20 protein-coding genes and 1 pseudogene are annotated in these 18,846 nt (G+C 59.8%); 9 read left to right on the forward strand and 12 right to left on the reverse strand.

Annotated elements, in window-relative coordinates:
- Nucleotides 1-7 precede the first annotated feature (7 nt).
- The 6 genes from benB to ACYZTM_RS02595 form a co-directional block, all read right to left on the reverse strand.
- On the reverse strand, nucleotides 8-496 hold the full coding sequence (benB, locus tag ACYZTM_RS02570; RefSeq protein ID WP_461986828.1) for a benzoate 1,2-dioxygenase small subunit: 489 nt from the start codon (nucleotides 494-496) through the stop codon (nucleotides 8-10).
- A complete protein-coding gene (gene benA / locus ACYZTM_RS02575) occupies nucleotides 493-1,857 on the reverse strand; it encodes a benzoate 1,2-dioxygenase large subunit (protein ID WP_461986830.1) in 1,365 nt (454 codons plus the stop codon). Before benA ends, benB begins: the two co-directional genes overlap by 4 nt.
- A 149-nt stretch (nucleotides 1,858-2,006) precedes the next feature.
- Nucleotides 2,007-2,966 (reverse strand): AraC family transcriptional regulator, encoded by a 960-nt coding sequence (locus tag ACYZTM_RS02580; protein WP_461986832.1) that lies wholly within the window; start codon nucleotides 2,964-2,966, stop codon nucleotides 2,007-2,009.
- Nucleotides 2,967-3,250: 284 nt separating this feature from the next.
- The gene (gene catA, locus ACYZTM_RS02585; RefSeq protein ID WP_131060237.1) at nucleotides 3,251-4,180 is read right to left on the reverse strand and encodes a catechol 1,2-dioxygenase; all 930 of its coding nucleotides are present in this window, start codon (nucleotides 4,178-4,180) and stop codon (nucleotides 3,251-3,253) included.
- A 55-nt stretch (nucleotides 4,181-4,235) separates the two neighbouring features.
- Entirely contained in the window at nucleotides 4,236-4,526 is a 291-nt protein-coding gene (gene catC, locus ACYZTM_RS02590; protein WP_131060236.1) for a muconolactone Delta-isomerase, read from the reverse strand.
- Between the two features lie 10 nt (nucleotides 4,527-4,536).
- Nucleotides 4,537-5,685 carry a muconate cycloisomerase family protein gene (locus tag ACYZTM_RS02595; RefSeq protein ID WP_165557449.1) on the reverse strand — a complete coding sequence of 383 codons (1,149 nt, stop codon included), beginning with the start codon at nucleotides 5,683-5,685 and terminating at the stop codon, nucleotides 4,537-4,539.
- A gap of 127 nt (nucleotides 5,686-5,812) precedes the next feature.
- Between ACYZTM_RS02595 and ACYZTM_RS02600 the strand changes: the two genes are divergently transcribed.
- Nucleotides 5,813-6,694: a LysR family transcriptional regulator gene (locus ACYZTM_RS02600; protein WP_131060234.1), complete on the forward strand. Its 882-nt coding sequence runs from the start codon at nucleotides 5,813-5,815 to the stop codon at nucleotides 6,692-6,694.
- A gap of 256 nt (nucleotides 6,695-6,950) precedes the next feature.
- Here the strand turns inward: ACYZTM_RS02600 and ACYZTM_RS02605 are convergent, their stop codons facing one another.
- Both ACYZTM_RS02605 and ACYZTM_RS02610 read right to left on the reverse strand, forming a co-directional pair.
- Nucleotides 6,951-7,850 carry a polysaccharide deacetylase family protein gene (locus ACYZTM_RS02605; protein WP_461986835.1) on the reverse strand — a complete coding sequence of 300 codons (900 nt, stop codon included), beginning with the start codon at nucleotides 7,848-7,850 and terminating at the stop codon, nucleotides 6,951-6,953.
- Between the two features lie 145 nt (nucleotides 7,851-7,995).
- Nucleotides 7,996-8,943, reverse strand: a complete 948-nt coding sequence (locus ACYZTM_RS02610; protein ID WP_461986837.1) for an ABC transporter substrate-binding protein — start codon at nucleotides 8,941-8,943, stop codon at nucleotides 7,996-7,998.
- Nucleotides 8,944-9,239: 296 nt separating this feature from the next.
- On the opposite strand from ACYZTM_RS02610, the gene ACYZTM_RS02615 reads away from it, so the two are divergent.
- From ACYZTM_RS02615 to ACYZTM_RS02640, 6 genes and pseudogenes are all read left to right on the forward strand, one after another.
- Nucleotides 9,240-10,226, forward strand: a complete 987-nt coding sequence (locus tag ACYZTM_RS02615) for an aliphatic sulfonate ABC transporter substrate-binding protein (RefSeq protein ID WP_131060231.1) — start codon at nucleotides 9,240-9,242, stop codon at nucleotides 10,224-10,226.
- Between the two features lie 143 nt (nucleotides 10,227-10,369).
- Nucleotides 10,370-11,205: pseudogene (locus ACYZTM_RS02620) on the forward strand (ABC transporter permease).
- Between the two features lie 3 nt (nucleotides 11,206-11,208).
- The gene (locus ACYZTM_RS02625) at nucleotides 11,209-11,922 is read left to right on the forward strand and encodes an ABC transporter ATP-binding protein (RefSeq protein WP_461986839.1); all 714 of its coding nucleotides are present in this window, start codon (nucleotides 11,209-11,211) and stop codon (nucleotides 11,920-11,922) included.
- Between the two features lie 70 nt (nucleotides 11,923-11,992).
- On the forward strand, nucleotides 11,993-12,673 hold the full coding sequence (locus ACYZTM_RS02630) for an SOS response-associated peptidase (protein WP_461986841.1): 681 nt from the start codon (nucleotides 11,993-11,995) through the stop codon (nucleotides 12,671-12,673).
- Between the two features lie 251 nt (nucleotides 12,674-12,924).
- Complete coding sequence (locus ACYZTM_RS02635) at nucleotides 12,925-13,197, forward strand: hypothetical protein (protein ID WP_461986843.1); 273 nt, start codon at nucleotides 12,925-12,927, stop codon at nucleotides 13,195-13,197.
- Nucleotides 13,198-13,373: 176 nt separating this feature from the next.
- Nucleotides 13,374-13,601 carry a hypothetical protein gene (locus ACYZTM_RS02640; RefSeq protein WP_131060226.1) on the forward strand — a complete coding sequence of 76 codons (228 nt, stop codon included), beginning with the start codon at nucleotides 13,374-13,376 and terminating at the stop codon, nucleotides 13,599-13,601.
- A gap of 431 nt (nucleotides 13,602-14,032) precedes the next feature.
- On the opposite strand, the gene ACYZTM_RS02645 is transcribed toward ACYZTM_RS02640, so the two are convergent.
- Complete coding sequence (locus ACYZTM_RS02645) at nucleotides 14,033-14,344, reverse strand: AzlD domain-containing protein (protein ID WP_165557448.1); 312 nt, start codon at nucleotides 14,342-14,344, stop codon at nucleotides 14,033-14,035.
- A complete protein-coding gene (locus ACYZTM_RS02650; protein WP_131060224.1) occupies nucleotides 14,344-15,042 on the reverse strand; it encodes an AzlC family ABC transporter permease in 699 nt (232 codons plus the stop codon). Before ACYZTM_RS02650 ends, ACYZTM_RS02645 begins: the two co-directional genes overlap by 1 nt.
- Before the next feature lie 168 nt (nucleotides 15,043-15,210).
- Here ACYZTM_RS02650 and ACYZTM_RS02655 point away from each other — a divergent pair, with 168 nt between their 5' ends.
- Nucleotides 15,211-15,585, forward strand: a complete 375-nt coding sequence (locus ACYZTM_RS02655) for a DUF2784 domain-containing protein (RefSeq protein ID WP_131060223.1) — start codon at nucleotides 15,211-15,213, stop codon at nucleotides 15,583-15,585.
- Between the two features lie 21 nt (nucleotides 15,586-15,606).
- Nucleotides 15,607-16,524 carry a LysR family transcriptional regulator gene (locus ACYZTM_RS02660; RefSeq protein ID WP_461986846.1) on the forward strand — a complete coding sequence of 306 codons (918 nt, stop codon included), beginning with the start codon at nucleotides 15,607-15,609 and terminating at the stop codon, nucleotides 16,522-16,524.
- Nucleotides 16,525-16,526: 2 nt separating this feature from the next.
- On the opposite strand, the gene ACYZTM_RS02665 is transcribed toward ACYZTM_RS02660, so the two are convergent.
- Nucleotides 16,527-18,104, reverse strand: coding sequence for a sensor domain-containing diguanylate cyclase (locus ACYZTM_RS02665; protein WP_461986849.1), 1,578 nt, complete (start codon nucleotides 18,102-18,104; stop codon nucleotides 16,527-16,529).
- Between the two features lie 166 nt (nucleotides 18,105-18,270).
- Complete coding sequence (locus ACYZTM_RS02670) at nucleotides 18,271-18,798, reverse strand: DUF3087 domain-containing protein (protein WP_461986851.1); 528 nt, start codon at nucleotides 18,796-18,798, stop codon at nucleotides 18,271-18,273.
- Nucleotides 18,799-18,846 lie beyond the last annotated feature (48 nt).

An 18,846-nucleotide genomic window follows, 5' to 3' on the forward strand; every position in this document is an offset into this window, starting at 1 on the left:
GGCCGCCTCAGAGGTGGTAGACATCGATGACCTGGCGAACGTAATCGTTCTTCAGGATCACTTTCTTGGCCTTGATCAGCGGGTTTTCGCCGCGCACATCAAGGGTGTAGAAACTGCTGCCGAAATAGCTGTCGACGGTCTTGTAGCGAAAGCTCAGGGTGTGCCAGTTGAAGCGCACCTTGCACAGACCATCGGCCTGCTCAAGCAACTCGATGTTGCTGATGTTGTGCGAAGTCCGCGTCTCCGGAATGCTCGCACTGGAACGCTCGGTCTTGATGCGGAAGATACGGTCTTCCAGGCCTGTGCGGTTGCCGTACCAGATCAGCGAGATTTCGCGCTGCGGGTCCTCGGTCAACTCGTCGTTGTCGTCCCAGGACGGCATCCAGAACGAGGCATCGGCGGCGTACAGTTCCAGCCAGTCATCCCATTGCTTGTCGTCGAGGTAGCGTGCTTCGCGGTAGAGAAAATCGCGCACGGCGTCATAGGTGATGGTCATTGCACGGCCTCCACAGCGACCAATTCGGACTGTTCGGCGGCCAACGCCTTGAGCATGGTGTGCTGCCAATACTTGTGTTGCAGCACGAACAGGCCTTCGTCTTCGGTGCGCACGCCGCTTAGCAGTGGATGCAGGTCAATTTCCTTGGCCGCCTCATCGGCGCCTTCGACCCAGTGCTCGGCACCGCGGGACATGTCATTCCACGTCGTGACGCTGCCCTGATAGCTGGTCTGGCAGGAGCGAAACTCTTCCAGATCGTCCGGGGTGGCCATGCCGCTGACGTTGAAGAAGTCTTCGTACTGACGAATCCGGCTCGAACGGGCGTGGTCGCTTTCGCCTTTGGGGGCGATGCAATAAATGGTGATTTCCGTGCGGTCGACCGAGATCGGCCGGGCGATGCGGATCTGCGAACTGAACTGATCCATCAGGTACACGTTCGGGTACAGGCACAGGTTGCGCGAGTTCTCGATCATCCAGTCGGCGCGGGCCTGGCCGAAGTCCCGGGACAGTTCGTCGCGGCGCTCGTAGAGCGGACGATCCTCGGGGTTTGACCAGCGGGTCCAGAGCAGCATGTGGCCCTTGTCGAACGAGTAGAAACCACCACCCTGTTTGGCCCAGGTCCCGGCGCTCATCGTCGGGTTGCTATCGCCGGATTCACGCTGTTTTCGCTGGTTTTGGGTGGCAGCGTAGTTCCAGTGCACGGAGCTGACGTGGTAACCGTCAGCGCCGTTTTCCGCGGTGAGCTTCCAGTTGCCTTCGTAGATGTAGCTGGATGAGCCGCGCAGCACTTCGAGGCCATCGGCGGACTGGTCGACGATCATGTCGATGATCTTCGCCGACTCGCCCAGGTGCTCGACCAGCGGCACCACATCAGCCTTCAGGCTGCCGAAAAGGAAGCCGCGATAGGATTCGAAACGCGCAACTTTGGTCAGGTCGTGGGAGCCTTCACAGTTGAAGCTCGCCGGGTAACCCGCAGCCGCAGGGTCTTTGACCTTGAGCAGCTTGCCGGAGTTGTTGAAGGTCCAGCCGTGGAACGGGCAGGTGTAGGAGCTTTTGTTGCCGGTCTTGTGCCGGCACAGCGTCGCGCCGCGATGGCTGCAGGCGTTGATGAAAGCGTTGAGCACACCTTCCTTATTGCGCGCGATGAAGATCGACTGACGCCCCATGGTGGTGGTGTAGAAATCGTTGATATTGGGGATTTGACTTTCGTGCGCCAGGTACAGCCAGTTGCCTTCGAAGATGTGTTTCATCTCCAGGTCGAACAGCCGTGGGTCAGTGAACATCTCGCGCTTGCAGCGGTAGATGCCCTGTTCTTTGTCGTCTTCAAGCAGGGAGTGAAGGTATTCGGGTCGCAGGGACATGGCCGCCGCCTCCATTGTTTTTATTCAGGCAGGGCCATGCTAGGACGGGGGGATGGGGCGGACTATCCGATGGGTGCAGACGTGTATCCGTTTACTGCAAACAGCCCACTTCCCTGTAGCTGCCTTGTGGCGAGGGGATTTATGGTGAGTCAGTCGCGGCGTTTGAGGGTGTCGGAAGGCAATTCGCCGAACTGCTTGCGGTAGTTGTCGGAGAACCGGCCCAGGTGCAGGAAGCCGTAATCCATGGCCACTTCCGTGACGTTGCGCACGTTACAGGTCGGGTCGCTCAGGCACAGGTTGATGCGTTCGAGTTTCTTCTGCCGGATGTAGTTTTTCGGCGAGGTGCCGGCGTTGCGCTCGAACAAGCCGTACAGCGAACGCAGGCTCATACTCGCCTGGCGCGCCAGTTCTTCACTGTCGATGTCTTGCTTGAGGTTGCGCGCGATGTAATCGGCAATCACCTCGAACGTCGCCGACGACGAACCAAGGCTGCTGCGGATGACGTTGGTTTTCATCAGGCTGAGCATCTTGCTGACGATGATCTGCGCGTAGTGCTCCTGCACCCGGGGGATCTGCTCGGTGGCTTCGGCTTCCTGGCAAATCATCGCCAGCAGGCCGACGAAACCTTCCAGTTCATCGAGCTGATAACGGTTTTCAAGAAACCGCACGCCCTGCCCCGGATAGCGCCAGCGTTGCTCCTCGCACACCGATTCAAACAGCCGGGTGGGCACTTTGAGGATGAATTTTTCGCAATCGTCGGAGTACGTCAGGTCCACCGGATCGTCGGGGTTGATCAGCAGCAATTCACCCGGCGCGAAGTAATGCTCCTGACCGTGACCGCGCCACAGGCAGTTGCCACGCAGCAATACTTGCAGATGGTAGATACTTTCCAGCGCACTGGAGGTCACCCGCACGCTGGCGCCGTAGCTGATGCGGCACAGGTCCAGGCTGGCGAATTTGCGATGATCGAGGCTGGCCAGTGGGCGGCCGACCCTGGGCATCAGGATGCAATGGTTGCCAACATGCTGATTGACGTAACCCGACACCGCGTAAGGGTCGGCGTGGTCGAATATTCTGCTGCGCTGACTCAATAGTTGCGCGTGCATCATCGGGTCACTCTCGTTGTTGTTATAGGTGTTGTCGGGCCATTCTAAGGCCGTACTTGCAGCGGCGTGTCAGTGGGCTGACATGTGGAAGGTTCGGGCCCCTTCGCGAGCAAGCCCGCTCCCACAGTTGACCGCATTCCCACAGGTAAAACGCGGTCAACTGTGGGAGCGGGCTTGCTCGCGAAAGCGTTGTGTCAGTCAACGTTGATGTTGAAGCTGATACCCCCTTCGCGAGCAAGTCGAATCGTCGCACCGCCGCTCCCACACGGTTCGGCTGTTCGAGGTAATCAATCTTCGAGCGCACGAACCCGTTCGTGGCGTTGCTGCTCTTCAGGTTGCGCGGAAGTCTGCAAGGTGAAATCAAAGTCGATTTCGGCAAACCGGCCGCTGACGCCATGGGCCGCTGCACGCTGCGGGTCGTCGCTGAAGGTGATGTGGGCGATCAGCTCGTCGCGGGTGGCGTAGGCGAAATCGTCGTGCAGGTATTGGTCACCGTCGAGGTTGATCTGGGTGGTCAGGTGACGGTGGTCCGGCGCGGAGATAAAGAAGTGAATGTGCGCCGGACGCTGGCCATGACGGCCCAGTTGATCGAGCAGTTGCTGGGTCGGACCGTCCGGCGGGCAACCGTAGCCCGACGGCACGATGCTGCGGAAACGATAGCGACCCTCGGCATCGGTGACGATGCGGCGGCGCAGGTTGAATTCCGATTGCGTGGTATCGAAGTAGGAGTATGTACCGCCCGTGTTGGCGTGCCAGACATCCACCACCGCACCCGCCAGCGGTTCGCCTGCGGTGTTACGCACCTGGCCCTGCATGAACAGGACCACGCCCGGATCGACGCCATCATCCAGTCGCGACTCACCCTCAGACAGCGGCGCACCCGCCACATACAGCGGGCCTTCGATGGTCCGCGGCGTACCGCCCGCCTTTCCCGCCTGCTCGTCTTCGGCGTCCATCAGCAAGTCCAGGTAATGTTCCAGACCCAGCCCTGCCACCAACAAACCGGCTTCCTGTCGCGCGCCCAGCACGTTGAGGTAATTGACGGCTGTCCAGAACTCTTCCGGGGTGACGGCCAGGTCTTCGATGATGTTCACCGAATCACGCAGAATGCGGTAGACCAGGGCTTTGACTCGCGGGTCGCCGGCGTCGTTGAGCAAGCCGCTGGCGTCTTCGAGAAACTTCTGGGCACTGGCAGTGTGGGAAATCTTGACGTTCATTTTGGGTGGTTCCTCATCTTGTAATTATTAGCGTAGCGAACTGAACAGGCTGGGTTCAGCGGTCATCCTCGCGAATGGAAGAAGGATGCCGGCACATCGCGTCGACCTCGATCGCCATGTACGGAAACAGCGGCAATTGCATCAGCAGGTCGTGCAGTTCCTGAACGCTGTCGACGTCGAAAACGCTGTAGTTGGCGTAGTGCCCGGCGATGCGCCACAGGTGACGCCACTTGCCTTGCTCTTGCAGGCGCTGGGCCAGGGCTTTTTCATCGGTCTTGAGCTGGGTGGCGAGATCCGGATTGATGTCGACCGGCAGATTCACGGTCATTTTTACGTGGAATAGCATGATGCTCTCCTCAGGCTTGCTGAACGGAAGTGGATGTTTTGTCACGACGGAAAAACGCCAAGCGTTCTTCGTCCAGGCACAGGCCAAGGCCCGGTGTCTGCGGGACATGCAGCGCAAAATCGCGATAGACCAGCGGCTCGCTGAGCAAGTCTTCAGTCAACAGCAACGGGCCGAACAACTCGGTGTCCCAGGCCAGTTTATTCAGGGTGATAAAGGCATGGGCCGAGGCCAGCGTGCCGATCCCACCTTCAAGCATAGTGCCGCCGTACAAACCGATACCGGCGGCTTCGGCGATGGCGGCGGTACGCAGCACGGCGCGTGGTCCGCCGTTCTTCGCGATCTTCAGGGCGAACACCGAAGCGGCCCCTTCGCGCGCCAGATTGAAGGCGTCTTCCACGCACTCGATGGATTCATCGGCCATGATCGGCGCCGGGCTCACGGCATTCAGGCGCGCCATGCCGGCGCGGTTATTGCGCGAGATCGGCTGTTCGATCAGGTCGATGCCGTTGCTGCCCAGTATCCGGCAGGCGCGCTGTGCAACCGCCTCGTCCCAGGCCTGATTGACATCGACCCGCACACTGGCGCGATCGCCCAGGGCTTTCTTGATGGCGATGACGTGGGCCAGATCGCGATTGACTTCACCGGCACCGATTTTCAGTTTGAAGATCCGGTGGCGACGCAGGTCGAGCATTTTTTCCGCTTCGGCGATGTCCTCGTCGGTGTCACCGCTGGCGAGGGTCCACGCCACCGGCAGCGCATCACGAACGCGGCCGCCCAGCAACTCGCTGACCGGCAGGCCAAGGCGCTTGCCATGGGCGTCGAGCAAGGCGGTTTCGATACCTGACTTGGCGAAGGTGTTGCCACGGATGCTGCGCTCCAGGCGCAACATCGCTGCATTGATGTTGCCGCTGTCCTCACCGATCAGCAGAGGTGCTATGTGTTTGTCGATGTTGGTCTTGATACTGTCCGGGCTTTCGTTGCCATAGGCCAGGCCACCGATGGTGGTCGACTCGCCGATCCCTTCAATGCCATCGGCGCAGCGCACGCGGATGATCACCAGGGTCTGGTTCTGCATCGTGTGCATGGCCAGTTTGTGCGGGCGAATGGTCGGCAGATCGATGATGATCGTCTCGATCGATTCAATGGCTGTTGCACGCATGTCGATACCCGTCAGGTTCTTGAAGTTCTGAATTGGATTCTCGTACGGCTTTTTGCCCACGGCCAATATAGAATTGGTCTGGCTCGATACCTTAAAGGTATTCAACTGATCAATGCCTGGAGGCCCCATGGAACTGCGTCACCTGCGGTATTTTCAGGTATTGGCTCAAACCCTCAACTTCACCCGCGCCGCCGAACTGCTGCACATTGCCCAGCCGCCTCTGAGCCGGCAGATCCAGCAGCTGGAAGATGAACTCGGGGTGATATTGCTGGAGCGCGGCCGTCCGCTGAAGCTGACCGACGCCGGGCGTTTCTTCCATGAACATTCCACCGCCCTGCTCGAACAACTGGCCAAGGTGTGCGACAACACCAAGCGGATTGGCCTGGGGGAAAAGACCTGGCTGGGCATCGGTTTTGCTCCATCGACGCTGTATGGCGTACTGCCGGACCTGATTCGCCGTTTGCGCAGCGGCGAGCCCCTGGAGCTTGAGCTCGGGCTGTCGGAAATGACCACGTTGCAACAGGTGCAGGCGCTCAAGGCCGGGCGCATCGACATCGGTTTCGGGCGGATTCGCATCGACGACCCGGCGATCATCCAGACGGTATTGACCGAAGACCGGCTGGTTGCCGCCCTGCCCGCCGGTCATCCGCTGCTGGCCGGCCCGATCAGCCTTCGCCAACTGTCCAAGGAACCCTTTGTGCTGTACCCCGGAAATCCGCGCCCCAGCTACGCCGATCATGTGATTGCACTGTTCGAGTCCTACGGCGTGAGCATCCACGTGGCGCAATGGACCAACGAGCTGCAAACAGCAATCGGACTGGTGGGGGCTGGAATCGGCGTCACGCTGGTGCCCGCGTCGGTGCAGTTGCTGCACCGCGACGACATTGGTTTCACCCCGTTGCTGGAAGACAACGCGACCTCACCGATCATTCTCAGCCGGCGCGTAGGCGACGTGACGCCGGGTTTGAATCATTGTTTGAAAATGATTGACGAGTTGCTGCCGCGGTGATGAAACAGCCAATAAGTGACCTGGGACTTGGGGGCTTTTGTGGCAAGGGGGTTTACCCCCGTTGGGCTGCGCAGCAGCCCCCGGCATTCTGTCAGGCACTCCGAAGTTGGCAGGATTTACGACTGCTGCGCAGCCGAACGGGGGTGAACCCCCTCGCCACAAAAGCCCTCTTGCCACAGTTCTGAGTTATGCCTGTTTAACTGGCGCGCATTCCCACCCGTTCTATGTGTTGGCTGTTGCTCATTTCGCTGAGGTTTTAGTGAGAATCCCCATCCCACAACCAGTTCCAGATCCCCGGCAACTTCTCTGCCTCTGAACCGCTACTAACGGTACGCGCCAAGGCCGCACGTTGCAGCGCCGCCGTGTTGTCGTAAAACGGTTTTTGCGCCACCGTCACCCCGGTGGCACGGGCGCTATCGAGCAGAATTTGCAGGTATTCGCGGGCATGCCGGGCGGTGTAGCGATTCAGGTCGTGAAAGGTCACCACCACCGGAACCACGCCGTCCACCGTCGGCAATTCTGCCAGCGCAATGCGTTCACGCACTTCGGACAGTTGCCGCAGCATGTTGGCCCGCCGCCGAGGGCTGGCGTTGAAACCCCAGATCTTGCCGTCGTTGGCGCTCAGGTCGGTCAGCAACAGGTGCATACCATGCCGCTGGTAGGCCGTTAACACACGTTTGTCGTAATTCCAGAACGGCGGGCGCACCAAGGCGGGCGGCGCGCCGGTGATCGCGGCGATGTCGGCACTGCCTTTGCCCAGCGACTGCTCCAGCTCTTGCGGGCTGAGCGAGCGGTGATTGGTGTGCGAATGGGTCGCCGTGTGGAAACCCAACACATGCCCTTCAGCCTGTTCCCGGTGCATGACCCCGCGCCCGATGTCGCTGTCGCCAGCCCGAGGTACGCCGGTCTGGACGAAGAACACCGCTTTGATTCCCGGTTGCACCGGGTTCTGCGCGAGGCTGTCGAGCACCGTCATGCTCGGGTTCCAGAAACTCGACGCGCTGGGACCGTCGTCGAAGGTCAGCAGAAAGCGGATCGGTGGCTGCTCGCGCAGACGCTGTTCAGTCTGCGGGGTCAGTTCGATCGGAGAGGCAATGCAGCCAACCAGCCCGACAGCGAGGGCGAGCGCAGAGAGAACCTTGAACAGCTGTGTCATGGTTTGCCTTGGACCAGACCGTTACGGTCATCACGTTAAACGGCAAAAACCCTTCGCCCATTCATCCATTGTCGGCCCGCAGGTGCTGCTGGCCGAGGTTGGATCAGGGTACACAGTGTTTGGTTCCAGCGCTCACCCTCGTGGATTACTGCGCCAGCGACTGCTGGAACGAGCTGTCGATAATCGGTGCGGTCGCCAATGCCGCCGGCAGCGCCTTGACCTTGAACAGGAAGTCCGCGGTGCTCTGCAAATCCTTTGCAGCTTGGGCATCCACCGGGCCGACGGTCATGTGCGCCTGACGCAGCCAATGGCGCGACACGTTCTGGTAGAGGTTGGCCTTCTTCGCCCAAAGATCGGCGTACTCGTCGGTGTGGTTGTCGACCCAGGCCCGGGCTTTTTTCAGGCGCACCAGAAAGTCGGCGATGGCCTCGCGCTTGCTCTCGATCGACGGCGTCGAAGCGGCAATGGCGCTCAGGCCCGGCATAAGATTTTTCGCCGTGAGAATCGGCCGGGCACCGGAGAACAGAATCTGCTGGGAAATGTAGGGTTCCCACACCGGGAACGCGTCGATGCTGCCTTGCGGCAACGCGGCGGCGGCGTCGATCGGCATCAGTTTGATGAAGTCGACGTAGTCTTCCGGCAGATCGGCTTTTTCCAAGGCGCGCAGGGTCAGCTGCTGACTCCAGGCTCCCGGCCAGTAAGCGACTTTCTTGCCCTTCAGATCGACAATGGTTTTGACCGGTGAGTCCTTGGGCACCAGCAAGGCGATAGTGTCCGGGTTCTGCCGCGACACGCCGATCAACTTCACCGGCGCCTGTTTGGCCGCCAGGAACAGGAAGCCGGAATCACCGAGAAAGCCCACATCCAGGGCACCCGTGTTCAGCGCTTCGGCCAGTGGAGCGGCGGCCTGAAAGTGCTTCCAGTCGACGGTATAGGGCGCCCCTTCCAGCACTCCCGACGCCTCCACCGAGGCGCGAACGTTGTAGTAGTTCTGATCCCCGACGTGCAACACGACGGGTTCTGCGGCATGGCTCAGTGGCGCGGCAAACACTGCGCTGGTCAACAGACCGCGCACAAATCGGGACAGGTCCATCGAAGGCTCCAGGAACGGTATTCGTATAGACCCTAACGCTCTTACAGCCACGCTTATAAATTCGATTTATGCATAAGCTCATGACCAGTAAAAGTTGCTGTTCGCCCAGCAACAGCGACTCAACAGACTGTTTTCACCGGTACAGCCAATTTCCTCACCCTCGCCGCCAAAGCCTCGAAAAGCCTGCCACTGCGCGACATGGCACAGAGCCTGCAATATTTCTTTTACGCAGGAAGCATTCGTAAAAAATAAATTTTTGGACATAAGAATCTCGCCACCTTGCCCGGAGCTGCCCCATGAAACCGACCTTCCGCTTTCCAAACGTCAGGTACCTGCTGAGCGCCTGCGCCCTGGCCCTGAGCCTGCAACCTATGGCGCAGGCAGCCGAAACCGCGCCGGCCGAAGTGCACTTGGATTACGCCTATTACTCGCCAGTGAGCCTTGTGCTCAAGCACTTCGGATTCCTGGAAAAGGCCCTGCCACAGACCAAGGTCAGCTGGGTGTTGAGCCAGGGCAGCAACCGTTCGCTGGAATACCTCAACAGTGGCGGCGTCGACTTCGCTTCGTCCGCCAGCCTGGCCGCTGTGCTCAGCCGCGCCAACGGCAGCCCGATCAAATCGGTCTACGTGTACAGCCGCGCCGAATGGACCGCACTGGTGGTGCGCAAGGATTCGCCGTACAAAACCGTCGCCGATCTGAAGGGCGAGAAAATCGCCGCTACCAAAGGCACCGACCCGTACCTGTTCACCTTGCGCAGCCTGCAACAGGCCGGCCTGAGCAAGGACGATGTCGAGCTGGTGCACTTGCAGCATCCGGACGGTCGCACCGCGCTGGAAAAAGGTGACGTCGACGCCTGGGCCGGCCTTGATCCGCACATGGCGGCCAGCGAAATTCAGGCCGGTTCGCGCCTGCTGTATCGCAACACCCACTTCAACAGCTACGGCGTGGTCAGCGTCACCGAGACCTACGCCAAAGAACATCCTCAGACCATCGAAACCGTCCTGAGCGCCTATGAAAAGGCCCGTGACTGGGCGGTGAAAAACCCTGACGAACTGGCGCAGTTGCTCGCCAGCGAATCCGGCCTGCCGCTGGAAGTGGCCAAGCTGCAGCTGTCGCGCACCGACCTGAGCAGCCCGCAATTGACCGCCAAGGATGTGATCGCCTCCAAGGCCGCCGCACCGATCCTGGTCTCTGAAGAACTGGTTCGCCGTGGGGTGAATGTCGACCAGGTGATCGATCAGTTGATCGACACCGGATTCAAGGAAACCGTGGCCCGTCAATAGCAGCAAAAGCTCGCAGCCTCGTTTCACTCGACAGCTCCTACAAGGAACGCATATTTGCGTGCAGGAGCTGTCAAGTAGAACGAGGCAGCGAGCTTTTGATTTTGCCCGCGCCCGTCGCGGATTCGTCGTGACTGGAGAAACCCATGACCAGCAAAAGCAAAGACCTGCCCGCCCCCCTGGCATTACCTGCACCCGGTGGCCTGAGCAACGCCTGGAAACTGCGCCTCAAGGGCCTGGCGCTGCCGGGGCTGATCATCCTGGTGCTGGAATGCGTCGTGCGCATCGGCTGGCTGCCGTCCTATCAAATGCCGGCCCGAGCGAGGTCGCGCTGACCCTCAGTGACCTCGCCGAGGGCGCGTTGTGGAAACACATCAGCGCCAGTCTGCTGCGGGTGCTGCTGGGTTTCGCCATTGGCGCCAGCCTGGCCCTGGTGTTCGCCGCGTGGGTCGGTTTGAGCCGCGAAGCCGAAGCGTATCTGGAACCGACGTTCGCCGGTTTGCGCTCGATTCCGAGCCTGGCCTGGGTGCCGCTGTTGCTGCTGTGGCTGGGTATCGACGAGACCTCGAAAATCGTCTTGATCGCTATCGGCGCATTCTTCCCCGTGTACCTCAACGGCGTCGCGGCGATCCGCGACATCGATCGCAAACTGGTGGAAGTCGGGCAAATGTACGCTTTCAGCCGGCGGCGCCTGGTGCGGCGAATTCTGTTACCCGCCGCCCTGCCCGGCCTGTTCACCGGATTGCGCAGCGGCATGAGCCTGGCCTGGATGTTTCTGGTGGCCGCCGAGCTGATCGCCGCCACCAAAGGCCTGGGTTATCTGCTCAGTGACGGGCGCGAAACGTCACGCCCGGATATCGTCCTGGCCGCCATCATCGTATTGGCGCTGCTGGGCAAACTCAGCGACGGCATCCTCGCCGGCCTGGAGAAGCGCTTCCTGGCCTGGCGCGACACCTTCAACGGCCAAAGCGCAGAGGATTGAGCCATGACCGAACACCTGCTGGACATTCGCGTCGAGCGCAAAACCTTCGCCGCCATTACGGTCCTCAACAACATTCATCTGCAATTGCAACCCCGGGAAACCGTCAGCCTGCTCGGTCCCAGCGGCTGCGGCAAAAGCACCTTGCTGCGGATCGTCGCCGGCCTGGAGAAGGACTTCCAGGGTGAGCTACGCAACAACGCCGGGGAAGTCGCTTTCGTGTTTCAGGAACCCCGGCTGATGCCCTGGCTGACGGTTGAGCAAAACATCGGCTTCAGCGCCGACAGCCACTACGACAAGGCCTGGGTCGCGCAATTGATCGATGAAGTCGGCCTCGGCGGCTTTGCGCAGGCGCTGCCCAAAGCCTTGTCCGGCGGCATGGCGCAACGGGTGGCCATCGCCCGCGGCCTCTACTCGCGACCGCAAGTCTTGTTGCTCGATGAGCCGTTCAGCGCAGTGGACGCTTTCACGCGGATGAAGCTCCAGGACCTGCTGCTGCAACTGGCCGAGCGTCACGCCATCGCCTTGCTGCTGGTGACACATGACGTCGATGAAGCGCTGTACCTCAGCGATCGCGTGATGGTGATGGACAATCGCCCAAGCAGCATTCGTCAGGAACTGGCCGTGGAGTTGCCGCATCCTCGCGACCGAAGGGACCCGCTGCTCGCGCAACTGAAGGCGTTGTCGTTGACCGAGTTGCAGCGTGCGCATGTGATTTGATGGGTGTCCGTGAAACCTTCGCCGGCAAGCCGTGCTCCTACACTGAAAGCTCCTGCCGGAGGATCAGCCGATGTGCGGACGACTGTCGCAGTACCGTGGCATTCACGACTTTGTCGCGGTGCTGAGCATTCCCGACGCGCTGATCAACCACGTCGGTGTTGAACCGCTGGCCCGCTACAACGCCGTGCCCACCACCCAGCTCGCGCTGTTGCACCTAGAGCCCGACGGGTTGCACGCCGATTCGGTGCGCTGGGGATGGCGTCCGCACTGGGCAAAGGATCGCGCGGCGCCGATCAACGCCCGGGTCGAGAAAGTGGCGCATGGCCCGTTCTTCCGGGCGATCTGGCCGCACCGTGCGATTGTGCCGATCGATAACTGGTTCGAATGGGTGGATGCCGGCGATTCGACGAGGCAGCCGTGGCTTATTCGTCGACGGGATCGGGCGCCGATTTGCTGCGTGGCAATCGGCCAGTTTGCCCACGGGGGCAACGAGCCGCGCAGCGACGACGGTTTTGTCATCATCACGGCAGACAGCGCCGGCGGCATGCTCGACATTCATGACCGGCGGCCGGTGGTGTTGTCAGCTGAGTTGGCGCGCGAATGGCTGGACCCGGCCACGCCTAAAGAGCGCGCCGAGCAAATGGTACTGATGCAGGGTGAAGCCAGCGAAGTGTTCGAGTGGTACAGGGTCGATAAAGCGGTGGGAAATGTCAGGAATCAGGGTGCGATGTTGATAGATAAGCTTATTTAAAGTGGATCCATTCCTGGACCTGAATAATCGCAAGACATAAACGTTATACAGACTGCTTCATTGTAGAAACACTTGTCGATGTGCGGCCAAACGACGCATTAACCGCTTGTCTGACAATCGAATCATCGTACATACATTTAGTAACGCTACAGCTAGCATGCGCGCCGCATTTCCGTCGGCAGTACCCAGTTGACCAAAGAGTCAATAACCAAGGAAATCCCTAAATCTAACAAGCCTTGCAGAGAACTAAGTTGCGCGACGATCTTGTAATTAATCAAGTCAGCGGTCTGGAGTGCGTGTACCTGTCGCTGACAGAACGCTATCAACTTGACTGTTTTATCGGGCAATACATAAAGACCCGAAACCTGCGTTCCGTCCCCAATATCAACGACATCCTGCGTTCTACCCTCGCGACCTATTCCGGCAAACCGCCGGTCATGGTCAACGAGCTGAATGCCTGGATCGACAAGACGTTGGGCTATCGGGCCTCCCACCCTGATTTTCCGCCGCTGGAAGATCTTTGAAGTGATGCGGTTCAGTTCAACACTGAACGAACCGGACATCGTTGCACTCTGAAGAAGAGGCCCGTCAAGGCCTCTTTTTTTTGCTCTCATCATTTGCACAAGGATTGCACCGCAGACTTTCCGAATGCCCTGTTCAACGACTGACCCAAAGCCCTGGCGGACTTCAGGAGGAATACATGAGCGAACTCGTTCCCTATGCCGAGCACTATTTGCTCGATGGCGTTCGGCCGCACTTTTTCAAACTGGTCGAACAGTTCTCCGATGTAGAAGCGATCCATTCGGCCTCTGCGCATGCCTTTGCGCAATCCGACCGAAAGATCGCCGCACACGCCTCACTCGAAGCGGCGCGCTTAAGCGCTAAACAATTGGGCATCACGCACATACGCTGGAATGAGGCGATTTGACACCGCCTTTGTGGCGAGGGGATTTAGCGAAACGTCGCACCGCCTCGTTCGGCTGCGAAGCAGTCGTAAATCGAGACAACCCGGTCTATATGAACGGACGCTGGGGGCCGCTTCGCGACCCAACGGGGCGGTGCGACGATTCGATAAATCCCCTCACCACAGTTTTTTGCTCTACTGGAGATTGTCTTGAGCTTGATCGCGGTTTGGTATGCAGATCGGTCAAGGCTTTAGCGGAATCTCTATATCGCGGTCTGAGAGCTCTCGACTGTCGTCATGTTTCCAAGTCTTCTCTGAACGCCTCTGCCGCTCAATCTCCTCCTCCGTGGGTTCATCTTCTTCATCCAGGCCCGTACGTTTAGGATCGTTGGCCATACTCACCTCGCTTCCTGATGGAATCCTCTTTAAGCGTAGAACAATTTCCCGAGAGCGACTCAAAGCCACCAGCGCAGCAAAAAGAAAAACCCCATGCTCAACAACATGCTGAGCAAGGTATTGCGGGTGTACAGCACCAATCCCACCGCCACCAGCGAACTGATCAGGTACGGATTGTCCCACTGCAAGTTCAGCTGTTTTTCCGGCATGAACACAATCGGCCCGCAGATCGCGGTCAACATCCCCGGCACGGCAAAACCGAGAAACTGCCGGGCATTGCTGCTCAGGCGAAGCGGCAGCCTGGGTTCGAGGAATACGTAGCGGTTCAGGAAGACGAGCACGCCCATCCCGATAATCACAGCCCAGACCATCATGTGCGCCCCCCATAGAATTTGTTGCAGATAAAGCCTGCGGTCATGCCCAGCAACCCCGACAGCACCAGCGCCGAGCCCCATTGCCAGTAACTGAACAACACCGAGCAAAACAGCGACACCGCGACGCACACCACCGTCGGAACGTTGCGCACCACCGGGGTGATCAGGGCAATAAAGGTCGCGGCGATGGAGAAGTCCAACCCCAGGTGTTCGAGGCCGGGAATGCTGCTGCCCAGGACGATGCCGGCCAATGTGAACAGGTTCCAGGCGATATAAAACGTCAGGCCCACGCCCAAGGCGTACCAGCGATTGAACTGCTGTTTGTCATGCTGGCTGGTCAGCGCGAACAGCTCGTCAGTGAGCAAAAAACCCAGCCCCACGCGCCAGCGACCCGGCAGCGGTGAAATCACCGAACGCAGGCTCATCCCGTACAGCAAATGCTGGGAGGTGAGTAACAGCGTGGTCAGCAGGATCGAAAAGACCCCGGCGCCGCCCTTGAGCATACCGATGGCGACCAGTTGCGCGGCACCGGCAAACACGATGCTCGACAAGCCCTGACCTTGCAGTGGCGTGAGATTGGCCTCGATGGCCATGGACCCGGCCAACAGCCCCCAGGGCGCAGTCGCCAGGGACAACGGCATGATCGCCACGGCGCCGCGAAGAAAGGCGCTGCGCGGCATGAGTGAGTTCGACATAACGCTCTACAACCAGGGAAAGTCGCCAGACTGTGCCAGCAGTTGCGTTCGATGGCTTGAACAATCTTGCGCACTTGCGGGCAACGCTTCCCGAAGTGTTCTGAACAGCAGTAGTGAAGAGAACCCGAGTACCATGGAGCCATTCGCATAACGCGTCAGGGAGTCGACATGCTTTACCGGATTGCCGCCGATGGGCTGGTGCTGTTTCATCTGATGTTCATTCTATTCGTGCTGTTCGGCGGGCTGCTGGTGCTCAAATGGCGCCCCCTGATCTGGTGGCACCTGCCCGCCGCGGCGTGGGGTGTGAGCGTGGAAGTCTTCCACCTGACGTGCCCGCTGACGCAATGGGAAAACCTCATGCGCGAGGCCGCCGGGCAAACCGGCTACGGCGGTGGCTTCATTGAGCATTACGTCTGGCCGGTCATCTACCCGGCCGGGCTGACACCCGCGATTCAACTGGCGCTGGGCAGCGTGGTGCTGGCGATCAACGTCGTGGTCTATCTTCGGTTGATCAGACTGTGGAAGTTACGCCGGGCAGCCTGAAACACCCGCCGAGGACAGGACATGCTGTCGATTGAAGACCTGACGTTGCTCCAAGCTATCCGCGAAACCGGCAGCCTGTCGCGGGCCGCCGCTCACTTGGGCAAAGCGCCGTCAACGGTGTCTTACGCCGCGCGGCAACTGGAGGAGCGCTTCGACGCCTTGTTGTTCGACCGACGTCGCTATCGCTTGCAGCTGACCCCGGCCGGTGAGTTGCTGGTGAACGAAGCGGCGCGGCTGATGCAAGACGTCTCGCGGCTGACCCAACGGGTGCAACAAGTGGCCAATGGCTGGGAGAGCCGGTTGTGGATCGTCACCGACGAACTGCTCGAATTCGAAGCCTTGATCCCGGTGATTCACGAGTTCGATGCGCTGGAGTCCGGCGTACCGCTGCGCATCACTCACGAAGTGCTCAAAGGTGTGTGGGAAGCCCTGCGTGAAGGCCGCGCGGACTTGATCATTGGCGCCACCAATGAACCGCCGGCCATCCCCAGCCTGCGCTGGATGCAGTTGGGTGAGATGGAATGGGTGTTCGCGGTCTCGCCCAAACACCCGCTGGCCAAGGCCAGGGAACCGATTTCACGCGCCATGGTTGCGCAGCACCGGGCGATTGTCGTGGCCGATTCGTCCAGGGTTACCGAGGGCAGCACCTATGGCGTCTCAGGCGGCCAACCCGTACTCGCCGTGCCGACCATGCGCGCAAAGATTCTCGCCCAGTGCGATGGCCTCGGCGTGGGCTGGTTGCCCAGGCATCGGGTCGGCGCGTTACTGAGAAGCGGCACGCTGGTGGAAAAGCAGATGGCTGATCCGCGCGAGCCGAACATTCTGTACGCCGGCTGGCGCGGCGATCATGACGGTCGCGCACTGGGCTGGTGGCTGGAAAAACTCAAGCAATCGTACCTGTCTACAAAACTGGTCCAGGGCAGCGATCGCTTCGTTTGAACTCAGTTTGCAATGACACTCATGTTCCGCCCACTGGCCTTGGCCACGTACAAGGCCTTGTCCGCAGCGCTGACCAAATCGTTGGGCTGATCCTGTGAGGCCGGGGTATAGGCGCAAACCCCGACACTGACGGTCACCGTACCCTCCGGGCACTCGCTGTGTTCGATCCCCGCTTGCTGTACCGCTCGGCGAATTTTTTCCGCGACCAGGAACGCCCCCACATAGTCGGTGCCGGGCAGCACAACCGTAAATTCCTCGCCGCCATAGCGAGCGGCCAGATCGCCGGGGCGTTTGATGTTGTCCTTGATGATCGCGCTGATTTTGCGCAAACACTGATCCCCTGCCACATGCCCGTAACGATCGTTGAAACTCTTGAAGTGATCGACGTCAATCATCAACATGGCGAGATGGGTCAGGGTGCGCCTGGCACGGCCCATTTCCGCGAGGATGAACAGATCGAACTGACGCCGGTTGGAAAGCCCGGTCAGTGCGTCTTCGAGCGCCAGCAATTCAAGGCTGCGGTTGACCTCGATGAGCTTTTCCTGGGCATCGAGCAACACGCTCTGAATGTGATTCTGCTGCTTCATGAAGCGAATGAGGCGATAACCGAGCCCGCCCAGAAACACCAGCAGCAACAGCACGATGCCGGCGCTGAGGATTGACTCCTCGCGCCAGCCGGCCAGCACGTCATTCTTGTCGAGAGCGGCGAAGACGATCAGCGGATAACCATCGACCCGTCGAAACCCCACCACTCGCTCGACACCATCCACATAAGACTTGACGGTTGCCGTGCCGGAATTGCTCTTGGGCAACAGTTGCGTAAACAGCGGGCCCTTGGCGACGCTGGTGCCGACCTCCGCTTCGTTGAAAGGCCGGCGAACGACGATGGTGGCGTCGTCGGCGATCAGGTTGATCACGCCGTTTTTACCCATGTCGATGCTGTCGTAGAGCCCGAGGAAATGGCTGAGATAAATCGATGCCAGCGCCACACCGGCAAAGCTGCCATCCGGATGATTGATCCGGCGTGACACGGTCATGATCCACTCGCTGGTCGATCGACTCTTGATCGACGGGCCGATATGGGGGCCGCGGTCAGGATGATCACGATGGTAGATGAAATACTCACGGTCGGAATTGTTCGCACCGGGTATATCCGCGCCGTTGGAATTGGCGATCCACCCCCCTCGCTCGTCAAATACGAACAGGCCATGGAGCTGGCTCAGCTCACTGCGTTGGGTGCTGAGCAAGCGGCGCAACCTGGGTAGCTGCGCCGCAGCCACGCCCTCGTTTTCGAGGCGGTCCACCAGGGTAAACAGCAGCGTATCGGCCTGTTTGACCGACGCCTGCGCTTGCGATGCCAAGGTCTGGGCAAGGTTGGACATTGCCACTTCTTTGTCATGCAAATGGTACTGGCGCGAGTTCCAGGCTTCCCAGATGACAATGGCCGTCATGGACAGGCACACCGCCACGAGCAGGACAACCGCGTAACGGACCCTGAGCCTGGACTCAATGTGCTCGGGCACCCAAGGCGCGACGGGCCGGGTGTGTTCAATTCGGTCGTTGATGGACGGATGTCCCATGACGCTCCCTGAATCGTTATGACATGGCGAATTTTCCCGTTCGCCCTTTTTGCGCCATCCAGCTGTGTCTGACACTCGGATCGCAATGCCCCATCAGAAACAAGATAGGTGATTTTGCTAGCGTTGTGACGGGTTTGTGTGGGGTGACGATGCCACCCCACGGGTTTTACTTCGGCGTCTGCTTCACCGCTTCCAGCCAGGCGGGATTCAACTGCGTCTGTTCGGTGTCGAGGCCCAGTGTTTCCATCCGCTCCTTGTGCTGCTCCATTTCGCGGCTCAATTGGCCATGATCGCTGGAGTTTCCGTCCAGTTCGTGCATCTGGCTCAAGCCCAGGTGGTAGAAACGCAGCAGCTTCATGGCCGTCGGGTCACCCGCTTCCACTGCTGCCGTTAGCTGATGCATCACATTGGTGATGCTCATCAGGCTGCGTTTGAGCTGCCAGCCGTACACCGCCGGCGCCATCCACGCCTGAGACCAGAACGTACCGCGCATCAACGCCACCATCAGCAGCACCGCGACAAACACGCCGCCGACGTTAAATCGCAGATTGTCGCCCCCAGGCTCACCAAACAGCGCCACCGCTGCAGTGGACAGCACCATCGCCAGCGCGAGGAATATCAGCGCAATAATCACCGTGCTGCGCCGTGTCTGCTTTCGAAAAAGTTCGGCGTTCATCGGCTGGATTTCGAACATCGTGACGGGGTTCCTTGCATCAATGGTAAAAGGCTCGGAGAGCGAAAA

It is taken from the genome of Pseudomonas sp. MDT2-39-1 (assembly GCF_054898085.1).

What these genes read in the sequence shown, in the direction of transcription:
- benB (WP_461986828.1), bottom strand. Translation starts at nt 496, where the DNA reads ATGACCATCACCTATGACGCCGTGCGCGATTTTCTCTACCGCGAAGCA.
- benA (WP_461986830.1), bottom strand. Translation starts at nt 1,857, where the DNA reads ATGTCCCTGCGACCCGAATACCTTCACTCCCTGCTTGAAGACGACAAA.
- ACYZTM_RS02580 (WP_461986832.1), bottom strand. Translation starts at nt 2,966, where the DNA reads ATGATGCACGCGCAACTATTGAGTCAGCGCAGCAGAATATTCGACCAC.
- catA (WP_131060237.1), bottom strand. Translation starts at nt 4,180, where the DNA reads ATGAACGTCAAGATTTCCCACACTGCCAGTGCCCAGAAGTTTCTCGAA.
- catC (WP_131060236.1), bottom strand. Translation starts at nt 4,526, where the DNA reads ATGCTATTCCACGTAAAAATGACCGTGAATCTGCCGGTCGACATCAAT.
- ACYZTM_RS02595 (WP_165557449.1), bottom strand. Translation starts at nt 5,685, where the DNA reads ATGCGTGCAACAGCCATTGAATCGATCGAGACGATCATCATCGATCTG.
- ACYZTM_RS02600 (WP_131060234.1), top strand. Translation starts at nt 5,813, where the DNA reads ATGGAACTGCGTCACCTGCGGTATTTTCAGGTATTGGCTCAAACCCTC.
- ACYZTM_RS02605 (WP_461986835.1), bottom strand. Translation starts at nt 7,850, where the DNA reads ATGACACAGCTGTTCAAGGTTCTCTCTGCGCTCGCCCTCGCTGTCGGG.
- ACYZTM_RS02610 (WP_461986837.1), bottom strand. Translation starts at nt 8,943, where the DNA reads ATGGACCTGTCCCGATTTGTGCGCGGTCTGTTGACCAGCGCAGTGTTT.
- ACYZTM_RS02615 (WP_131060231.1), top strand. Translation starts at nt 9,240, where the DNA reads ATGAAACCGACCTTCCGCTTTCCAAACGTCAGGTACCTGCTGAGCGCC.
- ACYZTM_RS02625 (WP_461986839.1), top strand. Translation starts at nt 11,209, where the DNA reads ATGACCGAACACCTGCTGGACATTCGCGTCGAGCGCAAAACCTTCGCC.
- ACYZTM_RS02630 (WP_461986841.1), top strand. Translation starts at nt 11,993, where the DNA reads ATGTGCGGACGACTGTCGCAGTACCGTGGCATTCACGACTTTGTCGCG.
- ACYZTM_RS02640 (WP_131060226.1), top strand. Translation starts at nt 13,374, where the DNA reads ATGAGCGAACTCGTTCCCTATGCCGAGCACTATTTGCTCGATGGCGTT.
- ACYZTM_RS02645 (WP_165557448.1), bottom strand. Translation starts at nt 14,344, where the DNA reads ATGGTCTGGGCTGTGATTATCGGGATGGGCGTGCTCGTCTTCCTGAAC.
- ACYZTM_RS02650 (WP_131060224.1), bottom strand. Translation starts at nt 15,042, where the DNA reads ATGTCGAACTCACTCATGCCGCGCAGCGCCTTTCTTCGCGGCGCCGTG.
- ACYZTM_RS02655 (WP_131060223.1), top strand. Translation starts at nt 15,211, where the DNA reads ATGCTTTACCGGATTGCCGCCGATGGGCTGGTGCTGTTTCATCTGATG.
- ACYZTM_RS02660 (WP_461986846.1), top strand. Translation starts at nt 15,607, where the DNA reads ATGCTGTCGATTGAAGACCTGACGTTGCTCCAAGCTATCCGCGAAACC.
- ACYZTM_RS02665 (WP_461986849.1), bottom strand. Translation starts at nt 18,104, where the DNA reads ATGGGACATCCGTCCATCAACGACCGAATTGAACACACCCGGCCCGTC.
- ACYZTM_RS02670 (WP_461986851.1), bottom strand. Translation starts at nt 18,798, where the DNA reads ATGTTCGAAATCCAGCCGATGAACGCCGAACTTTTTCGAAAGCAGACA.